This is a genomic window from Rhizobium skierniewicense, assembly GCF_014196515.1.
Lineage (GTDB): Bacteria > Pseudomonadota > Alphaproteobacteria > Rhizobiales > Rhizobiaceae > Agrobacterium > Agrobacterium skierniewicense.
In genome coordinates this window covers 156240-181861 of sequence record NZ_JACIDV010000002.1, presented here as the reverse complement: position 1 = coordinate 181861, position 25622 = coordinate 156240, and the positions used below count along the sequence as shown (strand labels likewise).

General features: G+C 55.6%; 17 protein-coding genes. 2 read left to right on the top strand and 15 right to left on the bottom strand.

The window, feature by feature from the left end; translation table 11 throughout:
- Positions 1 to 16: 16 nt before the first annotated feature.
- From GGQ73_RS03600 to GGQ73_RS03550, 11 genes are all read right to left on the bottom strand, one after another.
- Positions 17 to 1282 (bottom strand): flagellar hook protein FlgE, encoded by a 1266-nt coding sequence (locus GGQ73_RS03600; RefSeq protein WP_174152091.1) that lies wholly within the window; start codon positions 1280 to 1282, stop codon positions 17 to 19.
- 263 nt (positions 1283 to 1545) lie between these two features.
- Positions 1546 to 2217: a transcriptional activator Rem gene (rem, locus tag GGQ73_RS03595; protein WP_174152090.1), complete on the bottom strand. Its 672-nt coding sequence runs from the start codon at positions 2215 to 2217 to the stop codon at positions 1546 to 1548.
- 278 nt (positions 2218 to 2495) lie between these two features.
- A complete protein-coding gene (locus GGQ73_RS03590; protein ID WP_183894044.1) occupies positions 2496 to 3077 on the bottom strand; it encodes a transglycosylase SLT domain-containing protein in 582 nt (193 codons plus the stop codon).
- A complete protein-coding gene (fliK, locus tag GGQ73_RS03585) occupies positions 3007 to 4461 on the bottom strand; it encodes a flagellar hook-length control protein FliK (RefSeq protein WP_183894042.1) in 1455 nt (484 codons plus the stop codon). Before fliK ends, GGQ73_RS03590 begins: the two co-directional genes overlap by 71 nt.
- 1 nt (position 4462) lies before the next feature.
- Positions 4463 to 5680 carry a chemotaxis protein gene (locus GGQ73_RS03580; protein ID WP_183894040.1) on the bottom strand — a complete coding sequence of 406 codons (1218 nt, stop codon included), beginning with the start codon at positions 5678 to 5680 and terminating at the stop codon, positions 4463 to 4465.
- An 11-nt stretch (positions 5681 to 5691) separates the two neighbouring features.
- A complete protein-coding gene (locus GGQ73_RS03575) occupies positions 5692 to 6966 on the bottom strand; it encodes a MotB family protein (RefSeq protein ID WP_183894038.1) in 1275 nt (424 codons plus the stop codon).
- Positions 6959 to 7603, bottom strand: coding sequence for a hypothetical protein (locus tag GGQ73_RS03570; RefSeq protein ID WP_183894036.1), 645 nt, complete (start codon positions 7601 to 7603; stop codon positions 6959 to 6961). Before GGQ73_RS03570 ends, GGQ73_RS03575 begins: the two co-directional genes overlap by 8 nt.
- A 190-nt stretch (positions 7604 to 7793) precedes the next feature.
- On the bottom strand, positions 7794 to 8759 hold the full coding sequence (locus tag GGQ73_RS03565) for a flagellin N-terminal helical domain-containing protein (RefSeq protein WP_183894033.1): 966 nt from the start codon (positions 8757 to 8759) through the stop codon (positions 7794 to 7796).
- 272 nt (positions 8760 to 9031) lie between these two features.
- The gene (locus GGQ73_RS03560) at positions 9032 to 9910 is read right to left on the bottom strand and encodes a flagellin N-terminal helical domain-containing protein (protein WP_174152083.1); all 879 of its coding nucleotides are present in this window, start codon (positions 9908 to 9910) and stop codon (positions 9032 to 9034) included.
- A gap of 318 nt (positions 9911 to 10228) precedes the next feature.
- Positions 10229 to 11107, bottom strand: coding sequence for a flagellin N-terminal helical domain-containing protein (locus GGQ73_RS03555; protein WP_174152082.1), 879 nt, complete (start codon positions 11105 to 11107; stop codon positions 10229 to 10231).
- A gap of 272 nt (positions 11108 to 11379) precedes the next feature.
- Positions 11380 to 12258 carry a flagellin N-terminal helical domain-containing protein gene (locus tag GGQ73_RS03550; RefSeq protein ID WP_183894031.1) on the bottom strand — a complete coding sequence of 293 codons (879 nt, stop codon included), beginning with the start codon at positions 12256 to 12258 and terminating at the stop codon, positions 11380 to 11382.
- Positions 12259 to 12296: 38 nt separating this feature from the next.
- On the opposite strand from GGQ73_RS03550, the gene GGQ73_RS22790 reads away from it, so the two are divergent.
- Together GGQ73_RS22790 and GGQ73_RS03545 are read left to right on the top strand one after the other, a co-directional pair.
- Positions 12297 to 12461 (top strand): hypothetical protein, encoded by a 165-nt coding sequence (locus tag GGQ73_RS22790; RefSeq protein ID WP_210290029.1) that lies wholly within the window; start codon positions 12297 to 12299, stop codon positions 12459 to 12461.
- A 179-nt stretch (positions 12462 to 12640) separates the two neighbouring features.
- Complete coding sequence (locus GGQ73_RS03545; protein ID WP_183894029.1) at positions 12641 to 14563, top strand: O-linked N-acetylglucosamine transferase, SPINDLY family protein; 1923 nt, start codon at positions 12641 to 12643, stop codon at positions 14561 to 14563.
- Positions 14564 to 14625: 62 nt separating this feature from the next.
- On the opposite strand, the gene visR is transcribed toward GGQ73_RS03545, so the two are convergent.
- From visR to GGQ73_RS03525, 4 genes are all read right to left on the bottom strand, one after another.
- Positions 14626 to 15372, bottom strand: a complete 747-nt coding sequence (gene visR / locus GGQ73_RS03540; protein WP_174152079.1) for a transcriptional regulator VisR — start codon at positions 15370 to 15372, stop codon at positions 14626 to 14628.
- Between the two features lie 11 nt (positions 15373 to 15383).
- Positions 15384 to 16115, bottom strand: a complete 732-nt coding sequence (visN, locus tag GGQ73_RS03535) for a transcriptional regulator VisN (protein WP_174152078.1) — start codon at positions 16113 to 16115, stop codon at positions 15384 to 15386.
- A 360-nt stretch (positions 16116 to 16475) separates the two neighbouring features.
- Positions 16476 to 18167 carry a flagellar basal-body MS-ring/collar protein FliF gene (gene fliF / locus GGQ73_RS03530; protein ID WP_183894027.1) on the bottom strand — a complete coding sequence of 564 codons (1692 nt, stop codon included), beginning with the start codon at positions 18165 to 18167 and terminating at the stop codon, positions 16476 to 16478.
- A 120-nt stretch (positions 18168 to 18287) separates the two neighbouring features.
- The gene (locus GGQ73_RS03525) at positions 18288 to 25451 is read right to left on the bottom strand and encodes a beta strand repeat-containing protein (protein WP_183894025.1); all 7164 of its coding nucleotides are present in this window, start codon (positions 25449 to 25451) and stop codon (positions 18288 to 18290) included.
- Positions 25452 to 25622 lie beyond the last annotated feature (171 nt).

Genomic DNA, 25622 nt, shown 5'->3' with positions numbered 1-25622 from the left:
CCCGTCCTCTAAAAAACTATCGTACGAGATTGATGAGAACGTCCATCAGATCGGAACCTGTCTGGAAGACTTTGGAATTTGCAGTGTAGCTGCGCTGTGCCTGGATCATTTCGGTCAGTTCCGTCGCGATATCAACGTTGGAAGACTCGAGCTGCTTCGAGGAAATCTTGCCGAACCCGGTCTGGCCTGCGAAACCGAGCGTCACGACGCCGGAGTCTGCGCTGGTCTGAAAGACGTTGCCTGAGAGAACACTGAGATTGTCCGGGCTTGCGACATCTGCCAAAGGGATCTGGAAGAGCGCACGCGCCGCGGATTTTGCGTAGGTTGCGTAGACGGTACCATCAGCAGTGATAGAGATGGATTGTACCTCTTCCGCCGGGTTACCGTTAACGCCACCCTTGGCGATCGTCGACTTGTCAGCACCAAGCTGGGTCATGCCAGACAGGTCGACCGTGATGCTGGTATTGTTGTTGGTGTCGTCGATCAGGATCGTCTTTGGATCGTTCAGCATAGTGCCGAGATCGTCATAGCTCAATGTCATTTGGCTAATGGGGCCTTCGGAATACGGGAAGCCGCCGGGAGGCGTCGCATTCGCTGCGTCATAAACCGAAACTTCCCATTCACCCTGATCCGTCTTGGCAAAGTAGAAGTCGTATTTGATTTCGTTGCCGAGCGGATCGTAACCGGTCACGGAGGTCTTCAGAACGCTGATCTGATCGACGACGACAGAAGCACTATTATCGCCTGGGAGGTTGGCGGCAACGGGCGCAGAGTCGCTGAGGTTACCCGTCAGCGAGCCTGTCGTGGAAGCGGTTGCCGTCATGCCGTTGGCAGAGACATTGACCGGGACCAGACCGTCGTAGCTGTTGATGACTGTCGTTGGCGTTGTGCCAGTGTACTGGTAGCCAAGAAGCGTAAAGCCAGCATCGTTGACCAGGAAGCCTTCGTCATTGGGAGTAAACGAACCGGAGCGTGTCAGAAAGACGTTGCCGGCCGTGTCCTGAACGACGAAGAAGCCATCACCGTCGATGGCCAAATCGGTCGAAGACTGCGTGGACTGCAAAGCGCCCTGCTGCGAAATCGAATAGTTGACGTTTGTCATGACGCCGCCGGAGTTGTAGCTGCCGCCGCTCGATGACAAGACGAGTGAGGAAAAGGCGGTCGATGCGCTTTTATAGCCAGTCGTGCTGGCATTGGCGATGTTGTCGCCGACCGTTCCCAGCTTGTTTGCCTGAGCGCCCATGCCTGATACGGCCGTCTTCATCGTTCCAAAAAGGCTCATTCCGAATCCTCTGTTCCTGTCTGTACCAAAGTTAGGATGCGGGCCTTGCGTGAGGCTGTCTGTTTTGACTCTGGTTGGGAAAAAAGAAAAAAGAAGCCTTTGATGGAACCAATCGTATTTCACCACGTTTACGCTATGAAATCAGGAGACCGCCGCAACTGGCTCCAAAAATGAAAAACGCCGAGGGCCTTGGGAGCCGACGGCGCATAACATGAAAATTCGAAGGCATGCGATCGGGACCAGATGCGGTCCGGGGTGGCCGTTTAGTTCCAGTCGATGCAATAGCCCAAAAAGCGCTTTGAATCGATCGGGTCGAAACCGAGTTTCTTGCGCAGCTTCTTGCGCAGCTTGCTGATGTGGCTCTCAACAACGTTTTCTTCGACTTCTTCGTCAAAGATGCCGTAAATCGCATTGAAAATCTGCGATTTCGAAACCCGACGGCTGCGATTTGCGATTAAGTATTCAAGAATACGACGCTCGCGACGCGGCAAGGCAAAGACTTCACCATTGACCTCGGGATCGCGACCATCCGAAAACACCCGGATTGGGCCAGCATCCGTGAAATTCGTCAGCACCGAAAGGCGACGGCGAATTGCCGCAGCACGCGCTAGAATTTCTCTTGGGTGGACTGGCTTGCGAACGACATCGTCCACGCCACAGTCAAAGAGTGCCAACGTCGCATCCAACGAATGATGATCGCTAACCGCAATCACAGGCGCCTGAGAGCGATCCCGGATAGTGCGCGGCAACTCGTGAGTAGTCTCCGACTGACCAATCAGGAATGCCTCAATCGCCGCAATATCAGAGTCTGCCGCCGTTGTTACCCATTCGCCAAATTCTACTGGATCAAATCCAGTCGAGGGAATTCCCTCTCGCCCAAATAGGGCTGTATACCCGTCCTTAACAAGCTTCCGCTCATCAACTACCACGATCATTCGTCCGCCTCCGAATCAGTGTAGCCAATCTACAGTCCGGGTGTACGAATCGTGGGAATCTCTCACAACTACAAAAAACCACAGGTATTTATTAATAATTGATTAACGAAATTGTTCCGATTTGATCTACATATAGTATGCCGTTAAAATTTTAAGGATATTTTTTTGGTGGAAAAGCAGCCGTCAAGTCAGTTAAGACTTGCGTTGCCATTTTTGACTGAATCTCGCCTTATTTTTTTGTAGCCTCAAGAAGGGCTTGCATAACAACCATAGATTGGTCAGGTCGTGCAGAATTTTCTCGCGTTGACGGTCCATTGTCCGTAGCCAGTGGCGACCAGATTACTGATGACCCGGCAAACATACCGCTGTTGAGCAGGGTCGTTGTTGGGTCCTGCATGGTATCTGGCTACCGCCATCGTCCAGGTTTCATGTTTGGCGTGAAGACGGCTGAGAAACTGAGCGGCGTAGGACACGTTCTTGGCGGGGTCAAACATCTCCGCCAGCGACTTGAATTCGGCGCCATGGAAGTAGACGTTGATCTGCATGCAGCCGATATCGATCAACTTGGCACCGTTGCGTTTTGCATTTTCCACCAGTTGATAGGCTTCTGGAAAGCTGCTCGGGAAAAATGCTTTCCCTTCAATATTGATTGCGTAGGGGCTCAAGGAGCCCTTTCGACCCGTCTCGGTCAGCCCAACCGAATAGAGAATACCTTCCGGTATGCCGTACTGGCCGGCAGCTGCCTGGATTTGGCGTTCGCAGTCAACCCGCGTTGCGATCTGTGAAGCCTCACAGGTAAACGAGGTCAGGGCGAGCGCTGGAAGCGCGAATAGAAGTTTCAGCTGTTGAAGGGTTGTCATGGACGATGGCCTCCTGGCGGGCGTCGCCACTTGCTTGCCTATATGATTGTTGTTGTTGAGGCTTTTCTTCCTGACCGCGCTGGTTGTGCTGCGCGCTCTGCTGGCCACCATCGGAAGGCTGTCGGTTGTTCGTGCCATTGTCCTGCCGGTCTGCGCCACTTGCGAGGCTAACAGTCACCTGCTCGACACTGAACCCTTGAGACTTGAGGGCGTCGAGGATGCTCGAACTGTCTTTCTGCAGTTCACTGTAGCCTTTGAGGGTGTGTGCCGTCAGCTGAACGCTCAGGTCGTCACCCACCAGTTTCAAAGCTGCTGTCACGTGGCCCAGGTCAACAGGTGCCATCTGGATCTTCAGCACGTGAACAACCTGACCTGTGCTCGCGATCATTGGCCCGGTGTTTGTCTGACCAGCCATGCGGCTCGCCCAATCGGGGTCGGATGACATGGCGCTGGTTATGGCAGCAGCATTCGTTGCCGGTGCAAGTCCAACGAACCGTCTGCTTTCCACCACCTGCACCACATCGACAGCGTCACCAGCCGCCTTTGCCACATCCACTTGTGTCGAGCCGTCTTCATCCGTTTCAAAATGAAAATCGATGCCCGGCGTATCCTGCTTTTGCAGTCTCACCACAGATGTGGTCGTTGGACCGCTTTCGACCAATAGGTCCGTACCCATAGCACCCGATAGTGCGCCCGACGTCTGTTGTCCAATCTGTTCCACCGCAACAGTCTGAGCCGGCGGCTGATCGGTTTGAGCAGGCATTGCCGTTGATGTCAGTAGCGACAAAAGATCCATATTCTGGTTCGCTGGGCCGGCAGGAACCGTATCTGCATCCGTCAAATCGTCGGTGGCATCGGCATCGCCCGTACTATCCGTCTTGGCCGTTACAGACGCAGACGCGGTTTTCGTCAGAGCCGTCACCAGTTTTGCCAGGTCGCTTATAACAGGTGCGAGCGCGTTATCGTCACTGATCTCTTGTGCAGGTACGGCCGCAATGGAAAGCGGCTCGATGATGGACACCTCCAATGTCGGTTCAGCGTTGACCGGCGGCAAGACCGCCTCTTGAGATATGGCGGGAATGGTGTTCGCGACGGCTGGGAACAGTGAGGTCGGTACGGTTGCTTTGCTGACCGCTGGCTGCGCCGGGCTGGCGGATGCGGTGTCTGCGGCAGGATCGTCAACAACGGCTTGCGGCTGCGCATCGTCCTTGGCGGTATTGGCATCCCCACGAGGGCTCGGCCGCGACGGAGCGGCCTTGTCGAACGAGCCTAGCGTCTCGGAAAAGCCAGACCCTTTACCCTTGGAAGAGTTGTCCCTGCCCTGTCGGCTTGCTTGAGCCGTGGCGTCGGAATTTGCGGACGCGATCGTCGTTAACACGTTCATCCTATTTCTCCTCCTGCTCCAACAAAGTGTCGATCTCGCTTAAGCGAGTCCGGCTCTTGTCGACGAATTCCTGCAAAGGCGCGCTGGCAACCGCCTGTTGGGTCTGGTCCTGCTTTACCGGGTCACCACCGTTTTGCGGTGCCGTGGCAACGCCACCATCTTGCGATACCGGGATGGCTATGGGCGTCCTTACGATCTGCTCGGCAACGGCCTGAGCCGCATCGCGTAACGCAAGATCGCGCGGGGACAGCTCGTCACTGGGGATGCTTGACAGCGCCTCACTGACACTATGAACGGCATCGCTCGATACGCTCGCCAATCCAGAATACAGTTTCGACAATGGGGCGCGTGCACCGTCACCGGGTTCCGGCAGAAGAATGTTGGCCTGCTCCGTCGCAAACCGGGCCAGTTCCACCTGGCCGCGCAACGAAGCCTGCCGGGCGATCCGCAGATAGATTTCCTCTGCCCTCTCATCATCCATCAGCTGTGCAATTTCGCCGATCTTCTCGTTGGAAACCGCGCCATTGCCGTCGACAACGAAGGTTACGAAGAGATCAGCAAATTGAGACGCATAAGGAGAATGCAGAAATCTGACCGCATATTTTCTGACATAGGCAAACGTCTTTTCGGGCTGCTTGGCCTGGATCATGGCGATGATAGAGCGGCGCAAGGCGGCCTCTTCGATGATCGTGCCAGGGGCCGTCAAACGTGCGTCATCAAAATAGACCAGCGCAGCCGTTGGATCTCTCGTTACCGTGATGTTGCCCGCAATCAGCATGAGATAAGGGCCGAGTACGCCGTTGCGATACTCCGGCAGGATATCGGATATGACCTTTTCGGCCTGACTGCCTCTTCCATTGAAATATTTCTGCAAGACATTGATCACCCGCGTGTCGAAATGGCCCTGAACGTCGCGGGCAACGAGGTAATCGAGGGTCTGCGGATTACCGCCACTCATGATGTAGGCAAGCGCGGCATCCGCATTGGCGGAATCTTCGAAAATCGAGGGGTCTGCCGTCCGCAACGCGGTATCAATGGTTTCGAGAAGGTATTTTTGCATATCCCGTGCGGAGTGATCCCCCATAACCACAGAATCCTGCACGAACTGAAGCGAGCGCAATATTTTCGAAGGCGGCAGATCGCTTTGTGCGTATCCATGGCTGGCGCTGGCCAACCAGGGAATGCACAGGGACAAGACAGCTATGCGGGTCGCTTTCATCATCCGCTGCCTCAACCATCCTCAAGCAAGATTTCGATACGGCGGTTGGCGCCGTTCAAAGGATCTTCAACGTTTTGCAGACGACGGTCGGCAAAGCCGGAGAGCTGCTTGATCCGTGTCTGGTCCAGACCGCCACGCGACAGCATGTAAAATGCCGAATGGGCGCGATCCATGGAAAGGGTCCAATTGTCTTTGCCGCCGACGCTATATGGACGCGCATCCGTGTGACCGCGAATGACGACGGCACCGGGTTGCTTGCTGAGAACCGCGCCGATTTTTTCCATCGCCAGCACAAGCGTCTTCTGGGGCACTGCGGAACCGACGTCGAACATGGACGTGTTGGCTTTTTCCGAAATGGTGATCAAAGTGCCGCCCTCGGCAGGGGTGACCACGATACCTTCTGCCAGCTTACCCGCAACACCGGCAACCTGCTGAGAGATTTCGTCGCGCAATTTGTCAGCAGTTTTCTTCTCCGCATCCGTCACTTCCGCTGCTTCATCAGGCATCTGATTTTTTTCGACGGATGCGATCTCGGTCTTCGAGTTTTTCTGTGCACTGGCGGCCGTGTTCTGAACAGGGGTCGCAGGTTCGCTGTCGCTAATGACATCGGTCAAGTCCTGCTTGGCGACCGCAGCCTTGGCGTCGGCCGTGTTCTGGTCTTTCTTTGGCAGAGCCGTATCCTGCACAGCAACACTTGCCGGCTGCGCGGGCACATCGACCTGCTTGCTCCAGAAATCCGGGTCAAACGGATCGCGGTACGCTTCTCCACCAGAAGCACCGGTCGATGGGCCGGAATTGCTTGCACCACCCTCGCCCTTGGCACTGACATTGGCCTGCTGGCCGACTTCCTGGGCAATCTCCGCCAGAACCGCATAAGGGTTCTCGAAGAACGCCGCTTCGGAATAGGCGGTCTTGTCGCCTGATGATGAGGTCATATCCTCACCGCTTGCAGCGGCTGCCGCATCTTCCGGCTTTTCAGATTTGGTGTCGGAGGTCTGCTGGGTCTGCTCGCCCTTGGCGGTTTTGGCAGGCTGCTTCATCCCTTTGTCGGCTGGCTTTTCATCGGTTAGCTTGATCGGGTTGAAATAGCTGGCGACGGACGCCTTTGTTTCCTCGTTCGATGCGTTGACGAGCCACATCACGAGAAAGAACGCCATCATGGCAGTCATGAAATCCGCATAAGCGATTTTCCACGCGCCACCATGAGCCCCATCGTGGCCGCCCTTGTGGCGCTTGACGATAATGATCTCGTTTTTGCCGTGATGGTGATTTTCGCCTTCACTCATCCGCCAAACCCCTTACGCTCTGGAAAAACTCGGATAGTCTTGTCATCAGCACCGAGTTTTCCATTTGAACCTTCACGTCGATATCGGTCGACACATCGTAGTCGACCTGATTGTCGACATCACCCAAGGCTTCTCTGACACGCGACACGAGAAGATCAGGCCCCGTGATCTTGATCGTGCCGGCATGACCGCCCTCAATCTCTTTGATGATCTGGGTCGCGACTTCTGTGGCCGCTTTTTCAGCGAAATCGCGCTCCATGATCAATCCAAACAGGCGAAAACATACCTGCTCCACATCCGCGGCAATCGTCTGCTTCATAGAGATGACCGACGTCGCAAGATGTGTGGCAATTTCTTCTTCATAACGCATCCGCATGGCCTCGATCTCCTGGGCATGCGTCGTACGTAGCGCTTCAAGCTCTTTTTCGTTCGTGTCTTTTGCCTGTTGGGCTGCGGCTACTTCGCCCTCGGCGAACGCCTTGCGTTTCTCTTCGTCCAGATCAACGATAATTTCCGGCTCTGCGAAAACGTCATGTTCAAAAGCGGAAACAGGCGTGTCGAGGTCAAAGTAGCTCGGCGTTTCAGGCGGTACGAACTGGCTGAAGTCCTTGAGATATTTGGCAAGCGCTCCGCTCATAGATGCTCTCCACCCGATATCACACTCGTCTTTTCTTCAGATGAGAACGTCATGAAATAATCCGCTAGGCATTCAGCTACAGCCGACAAAATGGCTTCGCGCATTCCCCGGGAACGCGCAAAGATAAGGCAGCAATTCAGTGTCTCAAACTAAAGGGTCAAACTTGTGCGAAGATGAACCCTGCCGCAGATCACGCAAACAGGTTGGCTAGGCTTTTGCGATGGTTGTTGGCAAGCGACACCACTTGAACCGCCAGATCGCGCTGCGTTTCCTGCGCTTTCAATCGTGTGGATTCTTCTTCCATGTTGGCATCCACCAGTCGGCTGACGCTTTTACCCATGGAATCTTTCAATGCGCCGACAAAGGTCGTCTGCTGATCAATCCTGCTGGACATGGTGCCGATCGAGCCGGCCAACTGGTTCAACTTGGTCGATAACTGCCCGACTACATAGACCATGTCATCGAGTTCGTCGTTGGTCGTGCTTTTCGAAATGCTGACTTCGCTCCCCGTTTGGCCCGTCGGTGACCCAACGTCCAGCAGGTAGTAATTGCGCTCCGTGGAACTTGTATCAGGGTTACGTTTGCTCGCGTCAACGCCTGCGGTCAGCAGCCCGCGGCTCGCATCGCTGCTATCGACAAGTGTCGTTTGCGCCGTATTCACCGTCAGATACTGCAAAGTGATGGAGCCGGATGTATCCTTCTGGAACGAAAACGGGACGCGCTTTTCAGGCTGAAGCTGCTCGCTGGTGTTATAAAGCCAATTGTCCCCTGAAAAGCTTGCTGCCTGCGAGACTGACTGCAGATTATTCTTGAGCGCGTCGATGGCCCCGTTGATTTTGTCTCGGTCTGCGCCAGGCTCATACGCCGTCGTCAGTTGCGTCATGATCTGGTCAACAACATCGATAATCGCGGTGACGGCCTCGTAGGCCGTGTCGGCTTTGGACGCACCCAGGTTGAGCGCATCGCCGACACTGGTCAGAACATTCCCGTCAGAGCGTAGATTGGTTGCCGTGGACCAGTAACCGGAGTCGTCGGCGGCCGAGGCAATTTTCAAACCCGAGGTCACCCTCGCCTGTGTCTTCGTCAGCGTATCATCGCTGAACAACAGGGTTTGAAGCGCGCTCTGCACGTAGCCAGAAGAGAGAATTTTGGTCATCGGTACCTACATCGGCAATAAGTGTCAGAAACATGCCAATCAATCTGGCGAAGATCGCACTCTCATCATGAAGAGGCGTGGGAGCCAATCTCGAAGCTGCTAGATCGCCAGCGGTTGAAAATTGCAATCCTGAAGCAAGCCTTATATCAAGCCAAGCTATGCCGAAGCTTGCGTCATAGGCGTCAAAAACAGACTGTTCTCTTTTCAGAATAAAATGAAAAAACCGCACCGTCCTTTCGGACGGTACGGTTTTCTTACGTAATATCTGATGCTTAACGCTGGAACAGCGTCATGATATTCTGGGCCGAAGAGTTCGCAATCGAGAGTGACTGGATCGCCAGCTGCTGCTGTGTCTGGAGTGCCGAAAGCTTGGCGGATTCCTCTTCCATGTCCGCATCGACAAGTCGGCTTACGCCGGATTCCATCGCATCCGACAGTTTGGCGGAGTAGTTGTCCTGCAAGTCGATACGGGTCTGGAGCGCACCGATAGCAGCAGCCGAGTCCGTCAGGCCACTCATCGCAGTTTCGACGATGTTCATGAAATTGTCGATCTCGCCCTGCGTGGATATGCTGGTCAGAGCGACGCTCATGATGCTGCCGAGAATACCGCCCGAGCCAACGCCGCCGTTGATCGACTGGAACATGGCATAAGAACCGATATTGAATTTCGCTGTTGTGACGCTGACGCCACCGCTTGCCGTACGAATGAAACCATCGACAACGCTTGCCTCTGTCACAGAGCCATAGACCATCCAGTTTTCACCGGAGAAGGACGCGCCCTGTGCGATTGCGGAAAGCTGCTCCTGCAGTTTACCGATTTCGAGCTGGATCTGGCTCTTGTCAGTGGACTGCTCGCTGGCGGTGACAAGCTTTGCTTTGATTTCGTCAACGGCGCTGATCGCGCTTTCCATTGCCGCATAGGCGGTATCAACCTTGGCGGCACCCACACCCAGAGCGTCCGAAGCGGCATTTAGCGCTTTATTGTCGGAGTTCATGGTGGTGGAGATGGACCAATAGGCAACGTTGTCTTTCGCCTGACCAACGCGGTAACCAGAGGAAACGCGGTCCTGGGTGTCGGAGAGGTCTATGTTGATGGAGCGCAGCGTCTGAAGGGCAGACATTGCAGAGGTGTTTGTCAAAATACTCGTCATCTTCAGGTCGCCCCTTTGGCAAATCTTTTAGAAGGGACATTCCGGTCCAGCCGGGAAACGCAGCAGGCAGCTTCATGCTTCCCGACCTTGAAGTGGCCGGTGCGCTGTTTCGATGACCACAGAAGACAACTTTATGGTTAACAAAACTTTAAACGAAGGGAATCTTTTACCTTCATGAATGAAGCATTAAGGGCAGCCATTGCTATTAATGAACAATAACATATTGTTAAATTTAGATAATTTTGAATATCACAATATTAATTTTTCTTAAAAAAAAGCCGCGCAATGCGCGGCTTTTTCGCTTCAAGTGGATAGAGATTAGCCTCTGAAGAGAGACATGATGTTCTGCGAAGAAGAGTTGGCAATCGACAGCGACTGGACCGCGAGCTGCTGCTGGGTCTGCAGTGCCGAAAGGCGTGCAGATTCTTCTTCCATGTCGGCGTCAACCAGGCGGCTTACACCGGCTTCGATCGCATCGCTCAGCTTGGCAGAGTAGTCGTCCTGCATGTCGATACGCGAAGACAGAGCACCGAGAGCAGCCGCACCGTCAGTCAGTTTGTCAAGAGCGCCCTGAACAGTCGTCAGGAACGCATCAATTTCGCCCTGCGTCGAGTTGCTTTCCAGCTTGACGGACATCAGAGAACCGAGAACACCACCGGTACCAACGCCGCTGGAGATCGCAGAGAACATGGCGTATGTGCCAGCATCGAACGTTGCTGTCGTTACCTTGACGGCGCCGGCAGAGTCACGAATGAAGCCATCGACCACAGTCGTTGTCGATCCGCTGGCCTGAACTGCCCAGTTTTCGCCGTTGAAAGACGCGGCCTGACCGATTGCTGTCAGCTGTTCCTGAAGCTTGGTGATTTCAAGCTGAACCTGGTCTTTGTCGACGGATGTTTCGCTGGCAGTTGTCAGCTTTGCCTTGATTTCGTTAACAACGTCGATCGCGCTATCCATAGCAGCGTAAGCGGTGTCGACCTTGGCTGCGCCGACGCCCAGAGCGTCCGTTGCTGCGCCGAGTGCCTTGTTGTCGGAATTCATTGTCGTGGAAATCGACCAGTAAGCGACGTTATCGGCAGCCTTGCCGACCTTTTCACCAGACGAAACGCGGTCCTGCGTTGTTGCAAGATTCATATTGATAGTGCGCAGAGTCTGAAGTGCAGACATTGCAGATGGGTTAGTCAGGATACTGGTCATAGTATTATTTGCCCCTTTGGCAAGAATAATTGAAGGGACATTCCGGCTTTACCGGTAAACGACGATCAGCTTCATGCCTGCCGAATAGTATAGTAAATTCTCGGCCGTCGTTTTGGTAACCCGATCTAACATTATTAAGGTTAAGGACTTCCAAATATTCAGTAAAGAATGAGTTAATTTTGAAAATAATTTGTTAATACTATCTTAATGAACTAAGAACGCAAAAAGGCCGAACCTTTCGGTCCGGCCAATTTTTGAGACTGCTTGTTCTATTAACGGAACAGCGTGAGGATGTTCTGCGAAGAAGAGTTGGCGATCGACAAAGACTGGATCGCCAGCTGCTGCTGTGTTTGCAGAGCGGACAGTCTGGCCGATTCCTCTTCCATGTCTGCATCAACCAGACGGCTAACACCCGCGTCCATCGCATCGCTGAGCTTGCTGGAATACTGATCCTGAAGATCGATACGCGTGGACAATGCACCGAGGGCAGCGGCGCCCTTCGTCATTTTTCCGAGTGCTGTTTCGACCGTCGTAAGGAATGCATCGACCTGGCCCTGTGTAGAGATGGATGTCAAAGCGATTGTCATGACCGCAGCCAGAACACCGCCTGTACCGACGCCAGCCGTCGAGATGGCGGAGAACATCGCATAGGAACCTGCATCGAAGGTTGCAGTCGTGACCTTGACGGTTCCGTCGGTGTTGCGGATGAAGCCATCGACAACAGTCGTGGACGAACCACTAGCCTTAACGGCCCAGTTTTCACCGTTGAACGAAGCGGCCTGACCGATAGAGGACAGCTGCTCCTGAAGCTTGGTGATTTCGAGCTGAACCTGTTCCTTGTCTACAGACGATTCGCTGGCGGTCGTCAGCTTTGCCTTGATTTCGTTGACGACGTCGATTGCGCTGTCCATGGCGGCATAAGCGGTGTCGACCTTGGCCGCACCAACGCCCAGTGCGTCAGTTGCTGCACCGAGTGCCTTGTTGTCGGACTTCATCGTGGTAGCGATGGACCAGTAGGCAGCACCGTCGGACGCACCGCCGATTTTCATGCCGGTCGAAACGCGTTCCTGCGTCTTGCCAAGATTGCTGTTGATCGTGCGCAGTGTCTGAAGTGCGGAATTAGCGCTGGAGTTGTAGTTAATGCTAGACATAATAGTGCCCCTTTAAAACGCGGTACAAGATGAGGGACATGCCGGATTACAGGTACCGGCGCGAACGGTTCGGCATCATGCCACTCGGTTCCGATTTTCTTATGGACAACCAAACCCGTCACGCAGGGATCAAAATGCGCGGCAACGATTTCCAAGTCCTTAATTTTGAAGGTTGCGGCCAGTCTGTTGGTTTTGTTGGTTAATATCGCGCAAAGACCCGATCGCCAGCATTAACCAAACTGGGACACCGGCGACGACCGCAAGACCTGTTTCAAGCAAGCTTCGCAAGATAGGGTCATGTGGATATTCAAAGTCTGCGATACCTGCGCGCGTCATGGCGACTGTCTGGGCAAGGGACGGCAAGAGGATAGAACGGGACCCAATGCTAAACGAAATCAGCTACTCAGCCGCGTCGAAGCACTTCAAGACCGGTCAATACACACAAGCCTTGACGACGCTGAACAAGCTGATCGATACCAATCGCGATTCGCGGACCTATGCGCTCCTCGCGAAGACGTGTTTGCGGATCAATATGCCGGAACAGGCAGCCACATCCTATGAGCTGGCATACCAGCAGGGAGGTATGGATGCCGAAAGCTATCTCGTCGAGAGCATCAAGCTGCATTATGAGTGCGGACAAAAAGACAAAGCGCTTTCGCTCGCCAACAAGCTCATCCACAAATTTCATAAGTATCCCGAGATATGCTACATCGTCGGTACGATCCTGCTGGAACGGGGCGAACCCCGAATTGCGCGGGCGCTGAAAAATGTTCTGATGAAGAGCGATTCAGTTGAGCATATGAAACTGGGTGCTCGCATAGCGATTACGACCTGGGATTTGTTCGATCCGAAAGACATCGAAACAGCGCGCATTCTTCTTGCGAAATTGCCACGCCAACAGGCCGTGCGTTTGATGTATCTGACGTTTTGCCGCGAACACAGCAAGTTCGACGCCGTGGAAAAGCACCTGCCGATCATCGAAAACGCGATTGCAACCGGAGACACGGCTTTCATCGAGCTGGATGGCACGTTCTTCAATCTGCATTGGAGCGGCGACGAGCACATCAACCAGATGGCCCGCAGCAACACTCCGGTCTTTTCGCCCGAAATGAGCAGCAAACGCCGTAAGATGCCTCACGAGTGGGGGCAGAAGATCAGGGTCGGCTACCTCTCCTCCGACTTTTTCGACAAACATGCGACCATGAAGCTCATTCGCCGTGTGTTGGAACTGCACGATCGCGACCGTTTCGAAGTCACGTTGTTTTGCCACTCGGAACCCGACCTTCTTCAGACGAACCAGGCCGATCGCGCTTTGTGGGGACACGTCGTCACCATAAGAGACATGAGCAACGATGAAGCTCTCGCCGAAATCAAGGCGCGCGGCATCGATATTCTTGTTGACCTGAAAGGCCACACGGCCGGCAATCGGACATCCATTCTCAACATGGGAGCAGCACCGATCCAGGTCGCCTGGATCGGCTTTCCAGGTTCGACCGTTAACGTCGACCTCGATTACGTCATTGGCGACCATTACGTGCTACGCGACAGCTCAAAGCCGCACTATTACGAAAAATTCGCGCGGCTGCCTGAGACCTATCAGCCAAACGACCCGGTCAACCGTCCTTTGGCCAAGAAGATCAGCCGGGCGCAGGTCGGGCTTCCAGAAGACGCGTTTGTTTTCGCGTCCTTCAACGCCAACCGCAAGATCACACCCCGCACCATGGAGCTATGGGCAGAAATCCTCAAACGCGCGCCGAAAAGCGTCATCTGGATTTTGCACAACAGTCAGGACAGCAAAACCAATATTCTCACCAAGCTTATGGCGACGGGAATATCGGCAAAGCGGGTGTTCTTTATGGAAAAACTGGAGTTCGAGCTCCACCTCAACCGTATCACTGTCGCTGACCTTGGTCTCGACACTTTTCCGGTCAATGGGCACACGACAACGTCGGAGCAACTCTGGTCTGGCTTGCCGGTTCTCACAACGCAGGGCACGAACTTCGCATCCCGTGTGAGCGAAAGCCTGCTTCACGCCATCGGCGCGCCTGAACTGATCGCGGAAAGCGAAGCCGCTTACGTTGATCAGGCCGTCGCTTACGCTCTGGATCCTGCGCCGTTGGGTGATATCCGGGCCCGGATCGATGCCAACCGTTTCACTATGCCACTCTTTGATGCCGAGCGCTTCTGCCGTCACCTTGAGAGCGCATACGAAACCATGTGGGAGAAAGCAAAGGCCGGAGCAGAGCCTGATCACTTCGATGTGCCAGCCCTGCCTCCACGTAGCGCACCGTTCGAGGTCCGATAAGCACGACAGAGCTGGCCTGAAGACAACTTTGGCTGTCAGGTCGGCTCCGCATACCGAGCGGTTTAGTGGATGTAGCCCATGCGGATGGCCTTTGCGATCGCCTGGATACGATTGACGGAATCCAGCTTGATGGTCGCGGAGCCCAGATAGGCGTTGACGGTGTGAACCGACAGCCCGAGCTTGACCGCGATTTCTTCGCTGATACGGCCATCGCCGGCCAGTTGCAGGCAGGCGACTTCGCGCTCGCTCAAGGACTCGGCAGGCGTTACGCGACGCTCATCGAGCGCAAGCAGATCGACCATCACTTCAGTGCATTTTATATGCTGCTCAAGAACCAGCTCGTTGTCGAGCAGCAGTCCACCGCCACAAAAAATCACATAGCCGTTGCCAATGCTGCCAAGACGAACCGGCAGCGCCAGCCCGGGATAGGAGAGTTCGTCGTTGCCAAGCCTCAGCATGAGAGCTGCGACATCCGGAATATCGGAAAACCCAGTACCGTTTTCACTCTTCCACGTGACGGGAATCAGCGAGCGTTCCAGATGGTCAAGCAAGGCTTCACCCATGACCCGGACCAGTTTTGCGCTTTGTTCACCGGCGTTCATACCCCAGTTTTCGAGTTCGCAAGAGAGTTTACGCTTATTCGGAAAGCCTGATGCAACAGCTCTTAAAACAATGAAATTCTTGGCGCCCAACAGGCGCTGGATGGCCACGAGCTTTGGAAAAAGATCGGAACGACTGGTGGAGGTGCCCGTCCGGGTGGGAAAACCCTGCCCCACATTGGCACTCTCAGCTTCCTTGTAATACCCCATTCCGGTCGCCTTCAAACGAGATTGTTGCGAACCGCATAGGCAATGGCCTCGGAGCGGGTCTTTGTTGCCGTCTTGCGCATGACGCTGGTGATGTAATTGTTGATCGTGTTGCGCGATATGCCCAGAATGGTCGCCATTTCATCGCTGGTCTTGCCCTCGGCAATCCAGAAAAGGCATTCGAGTTCACGCTCGGTGAGATCGATATCACGCTCCGTACGGGATTCGGCAACAATACCAGAGCTTGCGAAATAACCTGCCAGCATGGCCGCCTCCTGTAGCCGGTCTTCCACCGGAGTGCTGTCTTCCGCAAACAGCATGAGAAGCGAGAAGCGTATGCGGCCGACGCAGAACGTGACCGAGCAATACTTGCGATCCACCCCTTCCGGGATCACCGCATCATCCGGTAAAAACAGCATGCGCGGCTTCAGCAGCGCCAGGCATTTTTCCATCTCGCTGACACGGTTCTGATTGTTGGTCAGCTCTGCGCCCAGCTTACGAACGAGATCGAACGGCCAGTCCGATGTCAGAATGAAATTGAGGCCCGCTTCCTGCAAAAGATCTTCGCGCGCCAACAGGTAGTGCGACGCACCGGCATAAGACGCGATCATCTCTACGGCAGCTGTAACGTTGCTGTCTCCAGCCGCGATGGAAATATTTCGCATCAGCTGGTCGCGCGGCAACGCTTTCACCGATCTGTCGAACGGCGTTGCAGAGAGCCTGCGAACATCAACATCCACCTTCAATAGCCTAGGCCCTCTTAGTTCTCCAATAACGGAGATTTCTTAACCGGGATGGAAATCATTTCCATTCAGAAACGCAACCAAAATAAAGGACTGCATCACTGACGACCGAATCATTGCATTTTAGGAGACGCTACGGCAAACGCCATAACCAGTCCAAGGCATTCCACTTATTTCGTCTCCTTGTCACGACGAAGGAAGCATATTGATGTTCTCAATGTCGCACAGGGTTGATTTCATTATTCCAAGGTAAATTATCGGCTTGATGAACAAATGATAAATTCTGTCCTAAAAAAGAACACGCGCTTGGATTTGATGCAAGGGTAAAACGAAAAACGACCGGCAGAAAACCGGTCGTTTTGATTAGGCTGCTTTTTCGATTGCCCATTTGCGTAGTATCTTGGCCGCGCGTTCTTCGCTGATTTCCACCATGCGAGACAGGCGGCGCTCCGGCCCTTCGCGAACCCGGCGGGTGAAATCGCCACCGCCATCGTCGCCGGACAGGAGATCGTCGGTGCTGTCGAAGCCGAAGTCCGCGCCGAAGCCGTCCATAAGACCTCCCCCGGCGCTTGCTCCGCCCATAGCCGGCGAGAAGTCGGGGAGTTCGAGACCCGCGGCTTCCTGGCCGATTTCTGCAGGTGACGACGCGTTGCCGCCCGAAATGGAGCGTACGATTGGACGTACACCGAGCCAGACCACGAGGAACGCGACCAGAACGAAGGCCAGTGAGTTGATGATACCTGCCGAATTGCGGCTCAAGACTTCTGTAAAGCCTGGACCGGCAACGGCCTGGTCGAGCAACTGGGTCTCAAGGAAGTCCATGGCCGTGATGGTCACGATATCGCCACGGTCCGTCGAAATGCCCGCAGCGGATGCCACAATTTTCTGCATTTCGGCGAGATAGGCGTCGATCTTAGGCTGATCGGCATTTTCGCCGATCATTTTTGCCAGACGACCTTTGTTGACGACAACGGCAATGGAAATCTTGTCGACGGTGTAGCCATTGCGAACCGTGGCTGTCGTCTTGGAATTGATTTCGTAGTTTGTCTGCTCTTCTTTTTTCGCCGTCTCATCGGAAGATTTCGGGCCGCCGCCACCGCCCTGAGGGGCTGCCTGCGGTACGTTCTGCTCAACGGTTGCAGCCGAGTCAGGTGTCGTTTCCTGAGATTTCTGGTCTTCCTTGGTGGTGCGTACGGACCGTTCTACGCGCGATTCAGGATCGAAGACCGTTTCCTGAATCTGCTGGGTGTCGGTGTTCAACTCCGCTGTGACAGTAGAGCGAAAATTGTCCATGCCGAGAAAGGGCGCCAGCGCCTTGTCGATCTTGGTTTCGAGTTCCTGCTGGACGTTCTGGGACAGTGTCAGCGAGCGGTTCAACGCGCCGTTGCCGACATCGTCGCCAGAGGCCAGAAGCTGGCCAGTGGAATCAAGAAGCGTCACATCGTCAACCTCAAGGCCGGGAACAGCCGAAGCGACGAGATGACGAATGGATGATGCGGCCTTGCGGCCGGCCGATGCGCTTGCGCGGATCATGACAGAAGCGGTTGGCTTTTGCTCGCCGCGACGGAAATTCCCGACATCGGGCATGACGATATGGACGCGGGCAGCGGCAATACCATCGATCTGCTGGATGGAACGTCCGATTTCGCCCTCAAGGGCGCGGACACGGGTGACTTCCTGCATGAAGGAGGTGAGACCCAGCGAACCGACATTGTCGAACAGTTCGTAACCGGCATTGGCGCTGTCAGGCAGACCGCGCTCGGCAAGCAACAGGCGCGCCTTGCTGGTCATGCCTACTGGGACCTGAAGGCTCGTGCCGTCAGAACCGACCTGAAAATCGACATTCGATTCTGCAAGCGCGATGCTGATCTTGTTCAGATCCATCGTTTCGAGACCGACATAGAGCGTTTCGTAGGCAGGTTTGTTCACATAAAGCGCAGCAGCGAGAATGATTGCCATGGACAACACGCCCACACCACCCAGCATCAAAAGCCGCGTCTGGCCGAGAGCCGCGAAATTTTTTAAAACCTGAGGGAATTGATTTAACAGATTCATTCTGTTCCGCACCGTCATTCAATGAGTCCAAGACCTTCTGGTCCCATTGGCACACTATGCGGCGAAGCTTGCGCGAGCGTTTCCCCTATCCGTTTCCCTTGCCTAAATTACGGGTCCCTGTCAGGACACGTAATTGGAGATAATGGCAGACACCTGATTGGGCGTCAGCGATCCCATATGGGTGTTGAGGATCGTATCGATCTGCTCGCTGGACAGGCTCACCAGCGTGTCTGTGGATAGGCCGGTGATGCCGGTCGGGCTGAAGGCCGCGATATCGGAGGTCGAGAACTTCGCGATATTCTCCTTGGAGAGAGCCGCCACCTGGGCCGATGTCAGCGCGCCGACCTGCGCCGGTGTCAACGCCTCACTTTGCGCAGTCGTCAACGCACCGATCACGCTGGTTGCAAGACCGGAAATCGCGCCGGTGGAAAAAGCCAGAATGTCGTCCGTTGAAAACAGCGCGATATCTTCTGTTCCCAGCGCCGCCGCCTGGATGGCGTTCAGGGCGTTGATCTGCGTTGTCGTCAGCGCATCGACCTGTGTCGTCGTCAGTGCGACGATCTGGTTGTAGCCCAGCGCCCCAACCTGGCTCGCACTCAAAGCGCCGATCTCGCTGGTCGTCAATGCCGCGATGATGGCGGTCGACAGGCCGCGAATGGAGCCGGAGGCAATCGCAGCGATATCGGATGTCGAGAATGTCGACATGGCCTGTGTCGTCAGACCAGCCAAACCATCTGCGCTGAGTGCTGCAATCTGAGCAGTCGAGAAGGATTCAACCTGATCCTTGCCAAGCGCTGCGACCTGTTTGCTGGTCAGCCCGGCGATGCCGGCCGTTCCCAAGGCCGCCAGTTCGCCCGTGGACATCGCCGCAATGAAGTCGGTCGGCAATCCGCCGATGGCCGACGAGTTGATGGCAGCGATCTGGGCCGAGCTGAGCGTCTGCAACTCCTCCGCTGTTAGCCCTGCTACTGCCTTTGACGTGAGATTATTGACCTGTGTGGTGGACAGCACATGCAATTGTTCCAGGCTGAGAGCCGCGACCTGATCGCTGGAGAGACCGGTGATACCGCCCGTGCTGATCGACACGATCTGGCCCGTCGAGAGAGCCGCGATGTCAACAACTTCCAATGCTGCGACCTGCTGCGAGCTAAACGCCCCGATCTGGCCGAGCGACAGAACGCTGATCTGATCGACTGTCAGGGCGGCGATCTGTGCCGTGGAAAGGCCCGGAATAGCAGCTGCACTCAGAGAATGGACGACTTCAGTGGACAACGAAGCAACTGTCGCCGTGGACAGGCCACTGATGGCGGCGGCGCTGATGGCCGCGATATCGGCCGTCGAGAATGTCAGAAGATCGTCCGTACCGAGGGCCGCCAGCTGTTTCGATCCCAGCGCCGCCACCTGAACAGGCGTGAAGGCTTCCACCTGATCGACACTCAAGGATGCGATCTGCCCGGTTGTGAGGCCGGAAATACCAGCGGTGCCGAGGGCTGCAATCCGTTCCGTTGGCATGGCGGCCAGCGCCGAGGTGGATAAGCCTTGGATCACATGCGCTGGTAGCGCCGCCAGATCATCGGTAGACAGTGCAGCAATATCGTCCACATCAAAGGCAGAAAGCTGCATGGAGTTGAGAGCGGCAACCTGTACAGGTGTCAGTGCCTCCACCTGCTCCGTGGAAAAGGCCGTGATCTGGCCAGTTGACAGGCCTGCGATGGCGGCTGTGCTCATGGCCATGATCTGCGCAGACGACAAGACTGCCGCGCCCGTGCTTCCCAGGGCAGCCACCTGTTTGGAGCCAAGGGCTGCCACTTGCGCCGTCGTCAAGGCTTCCAGCTGCGCTGGTTTCAAAGCCGCAATCTGCGCGGTCGAGAGACCAGCAATGCTGGCCGTTCCGAGAACAGCGATGCGCTCCGTTGGAAGTCCGGCAAGTGTCGTGGTCGTGAGACCAGCAATCGCACCCGAAGACAGAGCTGCAAGCTCGGCAGTCGAAAACGCGCTGAAGTCGTCCCCGCCCAAGGCGCCAACCTGCGCAGAGGTCAGCACCGCAACCTGCGTCGTGTTGAAGGCTTCGATCTGCCCCGTCGACAGAGCCGCAATCTGGTCTGTGGTGAGACCGGCTATGCCAGCGGTGCTCAAGGCTGCGATCTGGCCTGTGGATAGCGCGCTGGCACCGACCGTGCCCAAGGCTGCGATCTGCTTGGAGCCAAGTGATGCAATCTGCACCGTCGTCAAGGCACCGATCTGCACGCTCGTCAGCGACCCGATTTGTCCCGTGGACAGGCCAGGAACACTGCCCGCTCCAAGCACGGCGATGCGCTCTGGGGAAAGACCGGCAAGCGTCGCGGAGGATAATCCAAGAATAGCGCTTGAGCTCAGGACTGCGAGTTCAGCGGTCGAAAACACGCCAATGTCGGCGGCGTCAAGCGCTGCGACTTGCGACGAGGTAAGGACGGCGACCTGCGCTGTATTGAGCGCTTCGATCTGATCTGTGGAAAGCGCGCCGACCTGGGCTGGGGAAAGGCCGGGCACGCCCATCGTGCTGAGTGCAGCAATCTGGGCCGTGGACAGCGCACCGACACCGGCGGTTCCAAGGGCTGCGATCTGCTTTGAACCGAGTGCGCCAATCTGCGACGTGGTCAGCGCTCCAAATTGTGTCAATGTCAAAGATGCAATCTGGGCTGTGGAGAGACCCGCCATGGCCGACGAGGATAATGCGGCGATGGTCTCAGCAGGTAGCAAAGGCAGCATGTCGGTGGACAGGCCCGCGACCGCGCCGCTGGAAAGCGCCAGAATATCTCTGGTCGAAAAGACCTTGAGATCGTCGACGTCAAACGCTCCAACCTGCGCAGAGCTTAGCACAGCAACCTGCCCGGTTGTGAGCGCTTCCGCCTGAAGCGTGGTAAAAGTGGCGATCTGCGTGGTCGAAAGACCCGTGACGCCGTCTGAACTCAAGGCCGTTATCTGAAGCGTGGTCAACACTTTGATCTGATCGGAGTTGAGGGATGCCACCTGTCTCGAAGACAAGGCAGAAACCTGCGTGCTCGACAGCCAGCCGACCTGGCCGGTACTCAAGGCTGCGACCTGTTTGGTCGTCAAGCCTGATATACCAGCCGTGCTGATGGCGCCCAGTTGGAAAGTCGTCAACGCTGCAATCGTCTCAGTCGACAATCCGGAAATCGCAGCAGAGCTGATCGATGCGATGGATGCGGTGGACATCGACGTCAGATGGTCGCTGCTCAGCGCCCCGATTTGCTGTGACGTCATTGCGGAAATCTGTTTCGTTGACAATGCATCGATCTGCCCGGTGCTCAAAGCACCGATCTGACCGGTCGTCAGGCTTGCGACAGCGCTGCTGCTCAAAGATGCGAGCTGAATCGGCGTCAGACCCTTGATGGTATCTGTCGGTAGGGTCGCAATAATGGCCGGATTGATGGCGCCAATATCAGCGTTCGAAAATTGCGCTATGCCATCTTTTCCCAAAGCGCCGATCTGTGCAGAAGACAAAGCCCCGACCTGGAAAGCGGTCAACGCTTCGGCCTGTAGCGTTGTAAACTTTGCAAGCTGGGCCGGGGTCAGCCCGGAAACACCAAGGGTACTCAAAGCCGCAATCTGTGATGTCGTGAATTTTGCGACGTCATCTGGGTTGAGAACGGCAATCTGGCCCGCGGTCAGCGATGAGACCTGTTTTGTGGTCAATGCGGGAATTTGTGTGCTGTCGAGCACTGCGACCTGACGGGTTGTCAGCGCCGGGACGCTGGAGGGGTTCAGTGCCGCAATTTGCGCTGTCGTCAACGACGCCAGAACGGCCGTCGATAGCCCGGAAATGGCATCGGACTTGATGGCCGCCATATCGTCAGTGGAGAATTTGGCGATGGCGTCTTTTCCAAACGCGTCGATCTGATCGCCGACCATGACCGATATTTGTATGGTTGTCAGCGCCTCTGCCTGCAATGGCGTCAACGCCGCAATCTGCTTGCTGGACAGGCCGGAAATACCCGCGGTACCAATAGCTGCGATCTTGTCGGCAGACAGAGCCGCAATCTTGTCCGTGCTCATTGCGGCGATCTGGGTGGCGCCCAATTCACGCACCTGGGCTGTGGAAAGGCTGGCGATCTGGAGGGTTGTCAACGCAGCCACTTGAGCGTCGGTCAGATTTTTGATCGTGGCAGGTTGAAGCGCTGCAAGTTTATCGGTAGCCAGCGATTGCAGATTTGCCGCATCCAGCGCAGCAATCTGGCCGGATGTGAGCGCCCCAATCTGCGCCGTCGCCAGCGCCGCGAACTGAGCTGTGTCGAGCATATCAATCTGGTCAACCGTCAAACTTGCCACGGCGGACGTCGAAAATGCCCCTATCTGTTCTGTTGTCAGCGCCTTTATCGCAGTCGTGCTGAAGCCGGCAATACCCCTTGCGGTGAGAGCGGCGATGTCTGCTGTCGAAAATGTCGCAATATCCTCAGGCCCAAATCCCGCAGTCTGTGCCGATTTCATCGCAGCGAGCTGACGCGTGGTGAAGGCATCTACCTGCAAGGTCGAGAGCGCTGAAATCTGATCTGACGTCATGGACCCGACGGAGCCAACGCTTAACGCAGCAATCTGGTCCGCTGACAGTGCCTCGATCAGGTCTTTCGATAAGCCGCTGACACCGCTTGCGCTTAAGGTCGCGACAGCCGCCGTCGAAAGTGCCTTGATGTCTTCGGCCTCAAACCCTTTGATCTGGTTCGATGTCAGCGCCGCAACTTGCGACGACGACAAGGCTTTCATCTGCTCACTCGAGAGAGCCGTTATCTGTTCCGCAGTCAACGCGGCCAACGTCTTTGGCAACATCGTGGATATCTGCGCCGTGCTCAACGCAGCGAGAGACGTTAAAGGAAGGGCTGCAACTTGCGTGGTACTGAGGGCTCTGGTCTGGCCTGTCGTCAATGCCGCGACCTGAGTGGCCGTCAAGGCGACGATCTGATCCTTCGTCAATTTCGAGACGGCATTGGTGCTCAAAGCCGCAATTTCCGTTGGCTTGAGCGAGGCAAGAACCGCCGTAGAAAGACCCGGGATGGCCGTCCCGCTTAAAGCCGGGATGGAAATCTTTGCAAGATCAGAGGCATCCAGCACACCCACTTGCGCAGACGTGAGCGCGCCGACCTGTATGTTTGAGAGATACGTGAACATGTCGGCTGGTAGAGCATCGATCTGATCTGTGGTCAGCGCGGCAACGGAAACCGTGCTCAACGCGGCCACTTGCATGGAGGTCAGCGCAGCGACGACGGCGGTGCTCAAGCCCTGGATGGCCTTGGAGCCGATCGCGGCGATATCCGCTGTCGAAAACGTAGTAATTTGGTCCGTTTCGAGCGCGCCGAGTTGCGATGAACTTAAAGCTTTGACTTGGTTCGGCGACAAGGCTTCAACCTGAGCCGTCGTCATCGCGGCAATCTGCGCCGTCGACAAGGCAGCAATCGCTGCGGTATTCAGAGCTGCGATACCCTCATTGTCAAGTGAGGCGACTGTTTCTGCGGACAGCAATTTGACGTGTGCCGGTTTGAGCGCGCTCAGTTGGGTTACCGTCAACCCCTCCAACTGAACGCTTGTAAACGCACCAAACTGTTCAGTCGACAAGGCAGCAACAGCAGCAGAACTGAAGGCTGCGACCTGCTCTTCCGTCAGGCCCTTCAATGCGTCGGCGCTCAAGCCCGCAATACTTTTGGTCGAGAGGGCGGCGATATCATCCGTCGAGAATGTCTTGATCTCGTCGGCGCCGAGAGCCGCGATCTGGGACGAGGTCAGCACTTTGACCTGAGCCGCAGTCAGAGCCTCGACCTGATCGGCAGACAGTGCGGCAACCTGCGTTGTGGTCAGTTTGGCAATCGCACCGGTCGACAGAGCGGCGATCTGATTGGCCGTGAACTCGGCAATGACGGATACATCGAGGCCTGGAACCGCTTTGCTGGATAAGGCTGCGAGCGCTGAGGGTTCAAACTTGTCAATGTCATCCTTAGACAGAACTGCCGCCTGAATGGATGTCAGTGCGGCCAGTTGGGTCGATGTCAAAGCGCCCGGCTGGCTTGATGTCAGCGCCAATATCTGATCGGTCGTGAGCTTCGCGAACGTGCTGGCACTGATTGCCGCCACCTGCTGGGAACTCAAAGACGAAACGATCTCCGTCTTCAAGCCCACAGCAGCTGCACTCGTGATCGCAGCTATGTCGCCTGTTGAAAAGGTCGCCATCTGATCTTTATCGAGCGTTGCGACCTGGGTCGAACTGAGTGCTTTGACCTGAGCCGGGGTAAAGGCCTCCACCTGCGCGGTGGAAAGCGCACCGATTTGCTCTGTGGTCAGACCCGTGATTGTTTTCGTCGAAAGTGCCGCGATCTGCGTCGGCGTCAGAGCTTCGATGTCAACGGCCGTAACGACTGCCACTTGAGATGAGGTCAGCGCACCGATCTGGCGGACGTTCAAGTTCGCAAGCTGCGTCGAGGATAATTCCGCAATCTGGCCGGTAGAAAGGCTCGCGATCACAGCCGTGCTGAATGCGCCGACAGCAGCTACCGTGAAGTTGGAGACATCTCCCTGCTCGAGTGCGGAAATCTGGTTGGCCTTCAGGGCAGACGCCTGATCGGGCGTAAAATATGCGAATTCGACGGAGACGAGGCTCGTAAGCTGCTCGCTCGTCAGCTTTGCAATTGCCTGGCTGTTGATGGCGGCAAGCTGCACATCGGAAAAGGAACTGAAGGCTTCCGTCGTCACCCCGGGCATGGCAGTTGCAGAAATCGCAGCAATTTGAGCCGTGCTTAAAAACGGAATGACCTTATGGCTCAAGCCCGGCATGGCTTTGCTGGAGATGGCAGCTATATCTGCGGTGGAGAACTCCTTGAAGTCCTCCGGGTCAATCGCTGCCAGTTGCTCGGAACTCAGAGCTGCGATCTGCGATGGTGTGAGTGCTTCGATGGTAACATCGTTCATGTCGGCCAACTGTTGCGTGGTCAACGCAGCGACCTGCTTCTGGCTGAAGCTTTCGATGGAGGCTTTGTTGAGAACCGCAAGCTGGTCAAGGGTCAGCCCCACCATCCCGCTCTCGGAAATGCCACTCAGCTGTATCCGTGACATCGTTTGCAGATCTTCCGTCTCGATCGCCGATATCTGTATGGACGAAAATGCGCCGATCTGCCGCGAAGACATGGCAGACACCTGTTCGGTCGTGAGGGATGCGACGTCTTCCGTGGACCAGCTGGCAACTGTGGCCGTCGATAGCTTCGAAATCAGGCTGGGCGTTAAAGAAGGTATGATCGACGTCATGTGCAGGCCTTGATCGCGAGTTCAAATATCGAAGACAATTCGGAAGCCGCAACGCCTCCGGACGAATGCCTGAACAGCACGAAGAAAATAACCCTGCCCAGCCCCTGTCGTGCAGAACGTTGCCCGGGCCAACGGCCAAGGCATAAATCCAGCTGTAACAATTCTAGGTTT

Bases quoted from the DNA above. Each gene is read 5' to 3' on its own strand.
- GGQ73_RS03600 (WP_174152091.1), bottom strand. From the start codon at position 1,282: ATGAGCCTTTTTGGAACGATGAAGACGGCCGTATCAGGCATGGGCGCT.
- rem (WP_174152090.1), bottom strand. From the start codon at position 2,217: ATGATCGTGGTAGTTGATGAGCGGAAGCTTGTTAAGGACGGGTATACA.
- GGQ73_RS03590 (WP_183894044.1), bottom strand. From the start codon at position 3,077: ATGACAACCCTTCAACAGCTGAAACTTCTATTCGCGCTTCCAGCGCTC.
- fliK (WP_183894042.1), bottom strand. From the start codon at position 4,461: ATGAACGTGTTAACGACGATCGCGTCCGCAAATTCCGACGCCACGGCT.
- GGQ73_RS03580 (WP_183894040.1), bottom strand. From the start codon at position 5,680: ATGAAAGCGACCCGCATAGCTGTCTTGTCCCTGTGCATTCCCTGGTTG.
- GGQ73_RS03575 (WP_183894038.1), bottom strand. From the start codon at position 6,966: ATGAGTGAAGGCGAAAATCACCATCACGGCAAAAACGAGATCATTATC.
- GGQ73_RS03570 (WP_183894036.1), bottom strand. From the start codon at position 7,603: ATGAGCGGAGCGCTTGCCAAATATCTCAAGGACTTCAGCCAGTTCGTA.
- GGQ73_RS03565 (WP_183894033.1), bottom strand. From the start codon at position 8,759: ATGACCAAAATTCTCTCTTCTGGCTACGTGCAGAGCGCGCTTCAAACC.
- GGQ73_RS03560 (WP_174152083.1), bottom strand. From the start codon at position 9,910: ATGACGAGTATTTTGACAAACACCTCTGCAATGTCTGCCCTTCAGACG.
- GGQ73_RS03555 (WP_174152082.1), bottom strand. From the start codon at position 11,107: ATGACCAGTATCCTGACTAACCCATCTGCAATGTCTGCACTTCAGACT.
- GGQ73_RS03550 (WP_183894031.1), bottom strand. From the start codon at position 12,258: ATGTCTAGCATTAACTACAACTCCAGCGCTAATTCCGCACTTCAGACA.
- GGQ73_RS22790 (WP_210290029.1), top strand. From the start codon at position 12,297: ATGCCGGATTACAGGTACCGGCGCGAACGGTTCGGCATCATGCCACTC.
- GGQ73_RS03545 (WP_183894029.1), top strand. From the start codon at position 12,641: ATGCTAAACGAAATCAGCTACTCAGCCGCGTCGAAGCACTTCAAGACC.
- visR (WP_174152079.1), bottom strand. From the start codon at position 15,372: ATGGGGTATTACAAGGAAGCTGAGAGTGCCAATGTGGGGCAGGGTTTT.
- fliF (WP_183894027.1), bottom strand. From the start codon at position 18,167: ATGAATCTGTTAAATCAATTCCCTCAGGTTTTAAAAAATTTCGCGGCT.
- GGQ73_RS03525 (WP_183894025.1), bottom strand. From the start codon at position 25,451: ATGACGTCGATCATACCTTCTTTAACGCCCAGCCTGATTTCGAAGCTA.